The following is a 12,418-nucleotide window of genomic DNA, read 5'->3' on the forward strand; positions in this document are numbered from 1 at the left end:
CATAGCAAAAGCGCCATTTTCTTATGGCGCTTTTGCTATGTCACTCTATGGAGCTCACACCCAGGTAAGTAAAGGGTTCGATTAAAATCCGTAAATGGTCATACCTCCGTCAACAAACAACGTCTGACCTGTCATATAATTTCCAGCGTCTGAAGCTAAGAATACAGCGGCACCGCTCAATTCCTCTAGTTTACCAATCCTTTTCAGTGGTGTTCGTTCAAGAATTTCCTGGACATAGGATTCATCCTGAAGGAGTCTTTCTGTGAGCGAGGTTGGAAAATACCAGGGGCCGATCGCATTGACATTGATATTATATTTCCCCCATTCAAGGGCCAGGTTTTTCGTCATTTGGATAAGCGCGCTTTTCGTCATGGCATAAACGACTCCCGTACGTAAAGCTGTATGGCCCCCGACAGAAGAGATGTTAATAATTTTCCCCTTCTTAGAGGATTTCATCACTTGACCTGCATATTGAGACAGAAAGAAAGCACTGCGCATATTCGTCGATATAATCTGGTCCCATTCTTCCTCTGTTACCCTTTCTGCTTCACTTCTGATATTCATCCCTGCATTATTGACCCATATGTCTAGATCCCGCCCATCACGAACGTTCTCAACCTCCTGGATGATCTCCTTATAATCGTTAATATCCTTACAGATGATTGACGCCTGTTGTCCAAGCTCTTCCACTTCTTTTTTTATCTGTTCAAGGTCTTTCAAGTTTCTGGCGATCACAATCACATCCGCACCAGATTCTGCAAAAGCGAGAGTGATGGCTTTACCAATTCCTTTCGTTCCTCCTGTAATCACAGCAAGTTTTTTTTCTAATCTAAAGTCTGGTAAGTACATTGCAATAGCCTCCATCAATAGTGTTGAATTTTCAGTATAGTATAACATTTTTGCAATTTCTTTACATAAGGGAAAGCCTGACATAGAATGAAAATCGTCAATAGAAAAAAAGGGGGTTGTCTGTATGAAAAAATGGTTGTTAGCTTTAGGTCTTTCCGGAGCACTTGTTTTAGCAGGATGTAACAATGACACGGAAGAAGGCACAAACGCAGACACAGAAAACCAGACAGAAGACACGACAGAAAATCAGGAAAATGATGAACAAAAGGTGAAGAAAGAATTGCTCAGTGCTCAAATGGCTCTGACGAACACTTTCAAACCATATCAACAGAAAATTTCTGCTTATAAAGCAGCTGTCTCAGCAGAAGAACCTGATCCAGAAGCGATCCAATCTGCAGCTGAAGAAGCTAAGACAGCAGCAAACGAAGCTTCTTCCATGGTCGACAATTATACAGTTGAAGCTGATCTACCTGAAGATGTCATGACAAAATTCGAAGAAACGCTGCCTTCCCTTCAAGCTTATTATGAAGGTGTAGAGAAAGCATTGAATGAAAACACGGAAAATGCTGACTTTACGGCAGCCGAAAAGAAATTTACGGAATTCAACGATCAGTTCAATGAAATCCTTAAAGAAGCTGGTTTCCCAGCAACTCCAGATTTGATGGAAGAAATGTCTTAAATAACTCAAAGCCCGGCTTATCCAGCCGGGCTCTTTTCATGTTAAAACTGATAGATTTTTTTATATTTATTTGTTAAATAACCTATAAGATGATCAGGATTCAATCCTTCATCAGTAATGTCATTTAAGATTTGCAGCGGTTTTTTCATTTTTCCATACTGATGCACGTTTTCCGTCAGCCATTCCTTTATTTTGTGGAAGTCACCTTCTTCAATGTAACGATCCACATCAATTTCTTCTCTCATCTTGGAGTTCAACTGGGCCGCATACATGTATCCTAATGCATAGGATGGAAAGTAGCCGAAATCCCCACCCGACCAGTGAATGTCTTGAAGGACTCCTTCAGAATCACTCTCAGGCGTGATTCCAAGGTAGTCTTCCATCTTTTGATTCCACAGTTCTGGGAGGTCCTTCACTTCAATTTCACCAGCAATCAAAGCTTTTTCCAACTCATAGCGGACCATAATGTGCAAACAATACGTCAACTCGTCCGCTTCAATCCGAATCAAGGATGGTTTCACTTCATTGACAGCTGGATAAAACTTCTCAAGGGATAAGTGTTGGAAGTGCTCAGGGGCATAGTTCTTGAACAACTCATAATGATTTCTCCAAAAGCCTTCACTACGAGCGATGAAATTCTCCCAAAACAAAGACTGTGATTCATGAATACCCATGCTAGTCCCGTCCGCAAGTGGTGTAAAAGCAAGCTTTGGATCGATGCTCTGTTCGTAAAGGGCATGTCCTCCTTCGTGAATCGTTCCAAAGACAGCTGTCCGGAAATCTTTTTCGTCGTATTTCGTTGTTACCCTCACATCATTGGTATTCAGTCCGATCGCAAAAGGGTGCACCGTCTCATCTAAGCGTCCGGCATCAAAATCATAACCCATGCGCTCTAAAATCGCTTCACTGAACTCAGCTTGGCATTCTTTCGGGAAGCGGCCCTTCAGGACTGAGGGGTCAGGTTGATTTGGCGCTTCTTTGATCTGTTTAAGAAGAGAAGATAAAGCTTCCCTCACTTTTGGAAACACTTCATCCAGGACCTTCACAGTTACGCCCGGTTCGTAATTGTTCAACAAAGCATCATAGCGATGGTTTTCATATCCCCAATAATCTGCGAATTTGCGGTTGTACTCGACCAACTTTTCCAAGTATGGGCGGAAACTTTCGAAGTCGTTGTTGCTTTTCGCCTCTCCCCACATGGATTCAGCTTTGGTTTGGAGCGTCACATAAGCTCTATACTCATCGGCTGGAATCTTAGCCGTTTTGTTGTACGTTTCCTCCGCTTCTTCCACCGCTCTTTTTAACATGGGATCTTGGGTCTTTCCTTTCAGTTCATCAATATAATGGCGCATTTTCTCCGAGGTCTGAATCTCATGAACTTTTTGGGACATGACCCCGATCACTTCCGAACGACCTTCGATTCCTTTTCGTGGGGCTTTTGTTCTCATATCCCAAGCCATCAGCCCGATCGCTTCCCCATAAGCCGATTGTTCTTTTAATAGATCCATAAATTTCTGTTCGGTTGTATGACTCAAATCTACCTCTCCCCTTCACCTAAATGAATAACTTTATCAAACAAATTAGAAACCGAATCCTTTGCCATTGTCAGGCTTCGATTTTGGCTTCCTGCCGAAATATTGATAATAATCCGTTTTGATAAAGCCATTGAAGAGCTTCCGTTTTTTAGTGGCAGGCTTACCGTAAAGTTTCTCAAACCCTTCATGAGAAGTAAGAATGTACACACTCCAAGATGGATGATCACGCATAATCGTACCAAGGTTGCGATACATATCTTCCACTTCTTCCCGCTCACCCATACGCTCTCCATAAGGAGGATTAGACACGAGGTACCCGTTTTCCTGCTTCGGTTTGAAATCACTCATCTGCATTTGTTTCCAAGTGATCAATTCTCCGAGTCCTGCTTCCATTGCATTTTTTTTCGCGATTTCAATCAAGTCGGGGTCAATGTCAGAGCCGAAGATTTGAAGTGGCTGGTCATAATTCGCTGAATCTTCCGCTTCTTGAAACGCATCATCCCAAACCTTCTGCGGTATGAAACTCCAATTCTCTGAAGCGAATTCCCTGTTAAAACCAGGTGCGATATTCTGACCAATTAATGCGGCTTCTATGGCAATCGTCCCTGAACCACAAAACGGATCCACAAACGGTTGATCAGGGGTCCAATTTGTAATCTGTACGAGTGCAGCGGCTAGTGTCTCTTTTAATGGCGCCTCCCCTTGGCCTACGCGATATCCTCGCTTATGCAGTCCACTTCCCGATGTATCAATTGTCAATAACGCTTCATCCTTATGAATCGCCACTTCTACTCTGTAAAAGGCCCCGGTTTCTTTCAACCATGAATCAATGCCATGTTTGACTTTCAATCGTTCTACAATCGCTTTCTTAACAATCGATTGACAATCCGGAACACTGTATAGCTTCGATTTTACCGATTTACCAACAACCGGAAATTCTCCGTCTTCCTCTATAAAAGTTTCCCACGGTAATGCCTTCGTGTTTTCAAAAAGTTCATCAAATGATGTGGCTTTGAACTTTCCAACCAACAATTTGACACGATCCGCTGTCCGAAGCCAAAGATTGGCTCGCGGTATTGCTGAAACGTCCGCTTCAAATACAACTCTTCCATTTTCTATCTGAATGTCTTCATAGCCTAAAGCTTTAACCTCTTTACCCACTATGGCTTCAAGTCCCATAGCTGCCGTTGCAATCAACGTAACTTTTTTCGACATAATGAACCTCCTTCATATGTAGCATGAACAAACAAAAACGATTTCGTTCACTAATAAATGCATTACAAAAAGAAAAAACCCTTCTAAAAAGCATACGGCTTTTCAGAAGGGTGTCATCTGTATCATTAGCGACCTTTGAATACTCTGTAAGCCATGTTCTGTGCCATTGTACTGCAAACGGTGGTCAACCTCGTACTCCGGTGGCAATCATCTATCTGCCGTCAAACGGCCTTTTCTCTGGTTCATTTCCCATTGAAAAGTGCCCCTACCTATATTTGGGTTGCTCGCTCGTGGGGTTTACCTCGTTCCACCCGAAGTATTTCTACTCCGGCTCCGTCACTGTGGCACTTTCAAGGTAGTCATTCCATATCAAAGACTTAGGAATTTTCCCTGCCGTAAGTTCTAAAGAACTCCCTTGACTTATGGTTTCGTCAAGCACGAACACTACAAGCATCGCAGCTTGTGCGAGCATGGACTTTCCTCTGTATAGAAACCTATACAGCGATTACCCGAGTATTCAAATGAGCATTAACATTTGTCATTACGCCTCTTAAGACGTGCTAAACCATTATAACAGACACTTACTCGCTTGTCATTGGAAAAAATTGAATACTAGTCAGCGTATTTATTGCCAAAAACAGCCTTCTCTAAGTTTGAAACACGCTTCAAAATATCATAATTCACTTGATGATTATTCGTGGATGGTTGCCTTTGTCTCTGTGTCGTTTCCCGTGATGACATTTTTTTCAAACGGTCATTTTCCTGCTGTAGACGTTCAATTTCCTGCTGAAAACGGTCATAATCCTGAATGATCAAGTCCAGATACTCATCTACTTCTTCCTGGTTATACCCTCTCATAGACGTTTTAAAGTCTTTCTCAAGTATATCCTTACCGCTTAAATGATACTCTTCTAAGTTCATTTTTCTCACCTCTGTTTCACACATTACATCCATTTTTTCAAAAGGTAACGAAAATGTCAATTTCAAATCTGGAACATTTATTGACTCCAGAAATCTGGATCGGCCATCCGAAGCTCTTCTACCGTCTCTTCAAGGTCTAATGGAGTAATATAAACGATCTCATACCCTCCTTGATCTTGAGCCTTTTTCGCTACTCTTAAGAAATATTGTGGACTACCTTCTGTATCTTCATCATACAAAACGAGACATCCTTCCGAGTGATCGATTAGAAATTGATCTTTTGCTCTGAATTGATAAGGACCTTCATACCCTTTATTATAAATCGGCTGGTAGAAATCGGCGGTCATTGTTATTTCTTCATAAACAAGCTTAAGATCTTCAGGCCATCGCTCTTCCTGGTTTTCAAAAGGTGGAAGAACGCCTAATTTCACATCATACTCTTCTTTTAGATCGAGCACGACTTCAGCCGTCCATAACTCGACTCCCATTTGTCCGGAAATGAGCACCCATTGCAAACCTTCTTCTATGTAGGTACGTAATCTTCTTTTTATGGTCTCTTTTACGAAATCGACTTTTGGATCATTATGCTTGAAAATACCCATTTCCATCGGTTTATAACCCGTCACAACAATGGTTTTCAATGTTCTTCCTCCTTATCCTTCATTTATTTTAATATGTTTCCTAAAAAAAAGAAAATAAGCCACAGTTTCGTGGCTTATCTCATCTTAACTATTTGAGCCTGAACCCATCATTGGCATCTGTCCCTGGCCCATCATCGGCATTTGGCCCTGGCCCATCATTGGCATCTGACCGTCACCCATCATCGGCATTTGACCTTGACCCATCATTGGCATCTGACCGTCACCCATCATCGGCATTTGACCTTGACCCATCATTGGCATCTGACCGTCACCCATCATCGGCATTTGACCCTGACCCGTCATTGGCATTTGACCACCTTGGCCCATCATACCTTCCATCTCTTCCATATCCTCTTCGTTCATCATTGGCATTTGGCCTTGACCTGAAGGCATTTGACCCATGTCTTGAGGATTCATATAATCCATCCAGTTATAGTCTGGCGAAGACCCTTGAGGAAAAGCGAAGTCTTGAGTTCGGAAGTTGTTTTGCTCAGAAACCATATATGGGAAATAGTGGTTATTGTTCAACGTATGATTATTTCGAACGAGAATGTGCGTAGGATGAATGTAGTCTTGATTCTCACAGAAGTAGTTATCCACTACACAGTTTTGGACCGGACATACGATCGGTCTGCGGTTTCCGGCTGGCGACATGGGGGACATCGGTCCACAGCCGCAAGAGTCCTGCATAGAATGTTGATGCATTGTGCTTTCACTCCTTGTTCTGTTATTCCTTATCAGCGTATGTCACAAAGAGCTTGAATGTACTAGGCGATATCATCATATCCATTACTTTCTTATCAACGGATACCTATTCATTGTCACAGAAATTTGCAATTCGCCTCTAAAATCATTCGTTTTATACAATTTTTCGCACCTCTCTTCGTGGTTGGATTGTACCGCTTTTTCCCTGTTATAAGCCATCGGTAAATCATCGATTTCTATAGAGCTATAGAAATCAAATAAAAAAAGGATGAGAGTCTCATCCTTTTCCTGCCTATTCCGCCTCTTCTTCTGATAGATCAGCAGAAGAAAACGAAAATGGAAGTATTTCTTCCATTGTAAATGTTTTTGTATCCCCGTGCAGATTCGTTGTGTGAATTTTAACATCAGACTGGAAGAATTCACTCATGACTTGACGACAAGATCCACATGGAGGAACCGGTCTTTTCGTGTCAGCGACAACGGCCAGTTCCTTGAATTTGTCATGCCCATCGGAAACAGCCTTGAAAATCGCCACTCTTTCAGCACAACATGTAACAGGATAGGCGGCATTTTCTATATTGCATCCTGTATAAAGGGTCCCGTCTTCTGTGACTAGAGCAGCACCAACGGGGAATTTTGAATAAGGTACATAAGCTTTTTCCCGTATCTTTTTAGCTTCATTGATTAGTTGTTTCGATTCCATCTACATCCCTCCCTACTTATGGGAAGGTCATTATATATGAATATAAGCGAAATGTAAAGCGGTTTCATTTTCACTTTAGTATAGCACATTGAGGGAGCATTTAATTGACACATGTGTCGGAAAAAAGTTTATACTGAAAGAGCATTAAAATCATATAGGTTAGGAGGAACAAAATGAAGTCAATTTTAAATTACAACAAAATCATTTGGATTTTTATTTTGTTATTGATTTTCACAGGGATTTTCACTTATCTACAACTACCAAAACGGGAAATTCCTGAAATTAATGTAAATGTCTCATCAATTTCCACGGTTTATCCTGGAGCAACACCTCAAGAAGTGGAACGGACAATCATCAATCCTTTAGAAGAAGAGCTTTCGAATACAGAAGGGATTGATGAGCTCACCTCTGCGTCCACAACAGGATTCGGTACAGTGACCGCTACTCTATCCGGGGATGAAGATACAGATACAACGAATGCCAAGATCCGGCAAGCCGTATCAGAAGTATCAAGGTCTTTTCCAGAGGAAGTACAAGCCCCTGACGTGAACACAGACACTACGATGTCAGCCGTTGCTTCCTATCACTTATACAGTGATGAGCGAACAGAATTATTTAACTTACGCGAAGAATTAAAAGAATGGAAGGCAGAATTGACCAAGACCCCTGGTGTCGATTCCGTTTTAGTCAAAGGCCTGCCCGATCAAAAAGTAGCCGTCAGTTTGGATAATGACCAATTGAATGAGTTGCAAATATCTCCATCTTCCGTAATCAGTTCTTTGAGTGAAGAATTAGGACCTTCACCAATTGGTTCAGAACAAAGAGATGGCACCATCCATCAACTAATTTTCGAGAAATATTCAGACATTGAAGGATTGGAAAGTTTATTTGTCGGAAATAGCTCGGAAGGAGAGCCTGTCACCCTCGCAGAAATTGGGTCCATAGAGATTACAAACCAAGAAGTTGAAGACCTTATTACTTATAAAGACCAGGCTGCTCTATCTGTCACCGTACTTACTGAAGAAGGGGTAAACATTAGTGCCCTTCAAAAAGAATTGACAGACAAGATTAATGTTTTGTCAGAACAGCTGCCATCAGAAATTCAGGTCGATCGATTTTACACACAAAGCACAATCATTGATGAAGTCTTTTCGAATCTGATTACTTCCTTTGCTATTTCGTTTCTTGCTGTCATCATCATTATGGTACTGGGTCTTCCGTTATCGTCAGCGATTCTCGTTGCTTTATCGATCCCAATATCCATTCTCATTGGTTTAATCCCTCTTCCATATGTCGGAGTGGATTTAAATCAAATTTCAGTCATTGGAATGATTATAGCCATTGGTATTTTGGTAGACGACGCTATTGTCGTCAATGACAACATTCAAAGAAGATTTCAACTCGGAGATGGCCCGATGGAAGGTACAATCCGGGGTGTGAGGGAAGTCGGCAAGTCCATCATTACTTCCACACTCATGATCATTTTCAGTTTCCTGCCTTTGACGTTTCTATCGGGATCGAACGGGGATTTCATCAGAGCCCTGCCATCTGTCTTAATCTTTACGGTGTTGGCATCCACCATCATTGCTCTGACCTTCATTCCTACCGTTCAATATGCAAGGAAAAAACGGAGGAAAAAATCTAAAAAAGCAAAATCGGGACTTCTTGGTGGTTTGTTTGATCGAGTAGAACGTATCTACGCTGACAGGATTCTTCCTACTACTACGAAAAAGCCACTAGTCACTTCCTTAATTGGTCTTGTTGTGTGTGCCCTATTAGCTACACTCGCCATTCGGATTCCGTTTGAGTTTTTCCCTGCTGCTGATCGTCCTGAAGTCACCATTTCTGTTGAGAACCCTCAAGGAACTACGATTCAGGAAACAGATCAAGGGTTACAAGAATTAACCGAATTTCTAGAGGAATCTGAAGAAAACATTACTGAAACAGCCATCTATTCAGGCAGTGGCCTTCCTAACTTATTCAGTTCAGGATTGCAGCGTTCCGGTGAGAATACAGGTCAAGTGCTGGTCCGGGTAGACAGAGACCAGACGAGCGCAAGTGATTTTATAGAGGAATGGGAGGAGCCTTTAAGGGAAGAGTTCCCGGAAAGTGAAATTTTCCTTGAAACCATTGTTTCTGGTCCACCACCTTCACCACCTGTCCAGATCCAAATCCAAGGTCCTGAAATTGAAACATTGATTTCCGAGGCAGAGGAAGCAAGAAATCGATTAAGTGAGCTGGAAGGTGCTGAAATAGCTACACTAAATGCCGAGACACAGCCTTTCACGGAATACAATGCTGATCGTACACTGCTTGCGGAAAATAATATTGCGATCAACCAAATTACATCTCAACTCCAATTGGCAAATATCGGAGTACCTTTGGGCACTTTCGACAATGGTGTAGAACGCTTACCGATCGAGATAATGGTTGACGACGGCGTAGAGGATGGTGTAGCCCTATCTGAGCTGAAGGTTGTCAGCCAGCAGTCGAGTCAAGGTGATGGCCCACCAGAAATCCTTACACTTGATGAAATTATCACAACAGATTCAACTGAACGGATCGGTGTAATTCCGCACTTGGATGGAGAACGCACCATCACAGTTGAAGCATATCCTGAAGAGGGAATGGAAAGTAGCTTCAATCAACAATCATCGGAAGTCATAAACGACATTAAAAATGACCTTCCGGAAGGTTATTCGCTTGTTGAAAGCGGCGAATCGGATGCACGTTCCGAGTTTTTTGTAGAAGTAACGAAGCTATTTGTCATCGTCTTGTTCTTAATCTATTTGACGATTGCCATCCAGTTCAATTCCCTGCTTATGCCTTTACTGATCACAGGAACCGTATTTTTAGCCGTAACAGGGGCCATAATCGGACTTTTCGTTTCAGGGGAACCGCTCAGTTTCTTAGCTGTATTAGGCATCGTCTCCCTTTCTGGTATTGTTGTAAGGAACTCCGTCATCCTTGTCGAGTTTATTGAGCAGAACCGGGAACGATATACCAGTAATGTAGAAGCTGTCATTGAAGCAGGTCGAGCAAGAATCCGCCCAATCGTCCTGACATCGTTAACATCAATTGCAGCCCTTGCACCAATCATTTATACAGGAGATGTACTTTTCAAGCCACTGGCGGTATCGATTGTATCCGGTCTCGCCTTTTCAACAGTACTCACACTTTTGCTTGTTCCATCGTTTTACTTGTTAATATCCAGAAAATAACTGGCGGATGTGGGATTAAAGGATACCCTTTAAAACTTCATTCAAATGAAAAAAGCTCCCTTATTGGGAGCTTTTTTCATTTCGTTCTATATCGTCAAGTACCATATCCAAAACATAATGGGAGGATTGATATAATTCTTTGAACCTTTTGCGATGAACATCCAAGTAATAACTATGAAGGATGATCATTTCAATATTTTCATGTGTTGATTTCACTTGGTTCGGATGCACATTCGTTTTTCGGTCTTTCACGAAGGCTTCTGCTTCCTTGACCCATTCGTTGGTCAAACGGAACATCGGATCCGTTTCTTTTTTAACCTGATTAAAAAAGTCATAGCTCTTTTTTTCCACGGGACCTTCCGTATTTAAAAAGCGTTGATGTCTTTCATCAATTAGACGCTTCAATTTGTTCGTATTGGCTTTTAAATTCATTACTTCCCACACCTTTCCTCCTTCATAATATCATGAGGGAACAAAGGGCATCAAAATCAACCTACGGAACGACGTCTGGCCTGTTGAGCAACCTTACCCATATATTCATACCGACGTTCTCTTTTCATCTTCCTTAATTCATCACGAAGCCCGAAGACTTCATTCTTCAATTCATCCATTTCTTTACGGTGGGAGACGGCCATATTAAACACGATTTCATCTGTTTTGATCGACAACCTGCGCTCAAGTAAGGAGAATTTTTCCTGTAAGTGCGAGAGCTGTTCCTCAAATTCATTTGGTGTGATGACACTATTTTTCTTCATACACTACTCCCCCTTTTATTGGTGTTATACAAATTCTCTATTGCATGCATAACTCCTCTACGGATGACAAGACTAGAACTAAAGCAACAAAACAAGTCAAACCAGACTTTAATCTTCGACATAAAAGGAGAAAAGCATATGGCTAAGAAAAAAGAACAGAAAAATAAGAAACCGACACCAGCAAAAACTGACAATCCTAAATTAGCTGGTGAGAACCGCCCTTCTACGTGATTGGACAGATGCTGTTGCTATTTTTTATAGCAGCAGCTTTTTTTATAAAAAACATTTGAAACAGCAGAAACAACAATGTTCTATTCCCTCTTCTTTCGATTTAATAATTTCGGGAGTAAAGGATACCATTCACTCACTACACGAGACAAAAAACCCCTTCCATTATCGAAGGATTATGATTAGGGTTTTGAATGGAATATGGAAGGGAAGATAGTCATGGCGGATTCCTTATATGTGTCAATCGTGTGAACAGGTGAAACTTTCCTTTCTTTTATACGTCTAAATAAAATGAGTCGCATGTATATATTCTTGGACACGAAAATTTGGTATGATACTCTCATGGCTATAGGGAGGGATTGGTTGTGAATTATCCCAATGGGAGACGTGGTTCCAAGACAAATTTGGCTCCCAAAGGAAAAACAAAACCGGATTTCAGTAACAGGGGAATGTCACTGGAAGAAGACATTAATGTAACAAATGAATATTATCTGCAAGCAGGAGTCGCGGTGGTCCATAAAAAACCCACGCCTGTTCAAATTGTACAAGTGGATTACCCGAAGCGTAGCGCCGCTGTCATTAAAGAAGCGTATTTCAAACAAGCCTCAACGACAGACTTTAATGGAGTTTATCGTGGGAAGTACATCGATTTTGAGGCTAAAGAAACGAAAAACAAAACGTCTTTTCCATTAAGTAACGTTCACCAACACCAGATTGACCATATGAGGGCTGTCCAAGCACATGATGGAATCAGCTTTATGATCATAAAGTTCACACCTCTGGACGAGACATACCTCCTTCCATCCTCAGCGATTTTTTCTTTTTGGGAAGATCAGTGGAATGGTGGAAGGAAATCGATTCCTTATGCTTACATCACAAATGAAGGAATCAAAATCCCTTTTCATTATCAGGCCAGGGTTCACTATGCCACTGCCATCGATAAGCTTTATTTCTGAAATGGAGGAA

The 12,418-nt window shown here is 41.6% G+C and carries 12 protein-coding genes and 1 other RNA gene; 3 read left to right on the top strand and 10 right to left on the bottom strand.

Features of this window, described 5'->3' with window-relative positions; all coding sequences use genetic code 11:
• Window positions 1-81: 81 nt before the first annotated feature.
• The gene (locus BLS23_RS10645; protein WP_089652537.1) at window positions 82-849 is read right to left on the bottom strand and encodes an SDR family NAD(P)-dependent oxidoreductase; all 768 of its coding nucleotides are present in this window, start codon (window positions 847-849) and stop codon (window positions 82-84) included.
• A 124-nt stretch (window positions 850-973) separates the two neighbouring features.
• Here BLS23_RS10645 and BLS23_RS10650 point away from each other — a divergent pair, with 124 nt between their 5' ends.
• Window positions 974-1,528 carry a hypothetical protein gene (locus tag BLS23_RS10650; protein WP_089652538.1) on the top strand — a complete coding sequence of 185 codons (555 nt, stop codon included), beginning with the start codon at window positions 974-976 and terminating at the stop codon, window positions 1,526-1,528.
• 41 nt (window positions 1,529-1,569) lie between these two features.
• Here BLS23_RS10650 and BLS23_RS10655 read toward each other — a convergent pair whose 3' ends face one another.
• From BLS23_RS10655 to BLS23_RS10685, 7 genes are all read right to left on the bottom strand, one after another.
• Window positions 1,570-3,036 carry a carboxypeptidase M32 gene (locus BLS23_RS10655; RefSeq protein ID WP_167356070.1) on the bottom strand — a complete coding sequence of 489 codons (1,467 nt, stop codon included), beginning with the start codon at window positions 3,034-3,036 and terminating at the stop codon, window positions 1,570-1,572.
• A 72-nt stretch (window positions 3,037-3,108) separates the two neighbouring features.
• Window positions 3,109-4,278 (bottom strand): THUMP domain-containing class I SAM-dependent RNA methyltransferase, encoded by a 1,170-nt coding sequence (locus tag BLS23_RS10660; protein ID WP_089652540.1) that lies wholly within the window; start codon window positions 4,276-4,278, stop codon window positions 3,109-3,111.
• A gap of 142 nt (window positions 4,279-4,420) precedes the next feature.
• Window positions 4,421-4,795, bottom strand: an RNA gene (gene rnpB / locus BLS23_RS10665) — RNase P RNA component class B.
• A 95-nt stretch (window positions 4,796-4,890) separates the two neighbouring features.
• The gene (gene gpsB / locus BLS23_RS10670) at window positions 4,891-5,199 is read right to left on the bottom strand and encodes a cell division regulator GpsB (RefSeq protein ID WP_089652604.1); all 309 of its coding nucleotides are present in this window, start codon (window positions 5,197-5,199) and stop codon (window positions 4,891-4,893) included.
• A 77-nt stretch (window positions 5,200-5,276) separates the two neighbouring features.
• Window positions 5,277-5,840 (bottom strand): SLOG family protein, encoded by a 564-nt coding sequence (locus tag BLS23_RS10675; RefSeq protein ID WP_089652541.1) that lies wholly within the window; start codon window positions 5,838-5,840, stop codon window positions 5,277-5,279.
• Window positions 5,841-5,924: 84 nt separating this feature from the next.
• A complete protein-coding gene (locus tag BLS23_RS10680; RefSeq protein ID WP_089652542.1) occupies window positions 5,925-6,545 on the bottom strand; it encodes a CotD family spore coat protein in 621 nt (206 codons plus the stop codon).
• Window positions 6,546-6,837: 292 nt separating this feature from the next.
• Window positions 6,838-7,248, bottom strand: coding sequence for a cytidine deaminase (locus BLS23_RS10685; RefSeq protein WP_089652543.1), 411 nt, complete (start codon window positions 7,246-7,248; stop codon window positions 6,838-6,840).
• Window positions 7,249-7,421: 173 nt separating this feature from the next.
• Between BLS23_RS10685 and BLS23_RS10690 the strand changes: the two genes are divergently transcribed.
• Entirely contained in the window at window positions 7,422-10,469 is a 3,048-nt protein-coding gene (locus tag BLS23_RS10690) for an efflux RND transporter permease subunit (protein WP_089652544.1), read from the top strand.
• Between the two features lie 60 nt (window positions 10,470-10,529).
• Here BLS23_RS10690 and BLS23_RS10695 read toward each other — a convergent pair whose 3' ends face one another.
• Together BLS23_RS10695 and BLS23_RS10700 are read right to left on the bottom strand one after the other, a co-directional pair.
• Window positions 10,530-10,901: a YppE family protein gene (locus BLS23_RS10695; RefSeq protein WP_089652605.1), complete on the bottom strand. Its 372-nt coding sequence runs from the start codon at window positions 10,899-10,901 to the stop codon at window positions 10,530-10,532.
• 56 nt (window positions 10,902-10,957) lie between these two features.
• Window positions 10,958-11,224, bottom strand: coding sequence for a hypothetical protein (locus BLS23_RS10700; RefSeq protein ID WP_089652545.1), 267 nt, complete (start codon window positions 11,222-11,224; stop codon window positions 10,958-10,960).
• A gap of 593 nt (window positions 11,225-11,817) precedes the next feature.
• Between BLS23_RS10700 and recU the strand changes: the two genes are divergently transcribed.
• Window positions 11,818-12,408 (top strand): Holliday junction resolvase RecU, encoded by a 591-nt coding sequence (gene recU, locus BLS23_RS10705; RefSeq protein WP_089652546.1) that lies wholly within the window; start codon window positions 11,818-11,820, stop codon window positions 12,406-12,408.
• The last annotated feature ends 10 nt before the right edge of the window (window positions 12,409-12,418 follow it).

It is taken from the genome of Halobacillus aidingensis (assembly GCF_900104185.1).
Classification (GTDB): Bacteria; Bacillota; Bacilli; order Bacillales; family Halobacillaceae; genus Halobacillus; species Halobacillus aidingensis.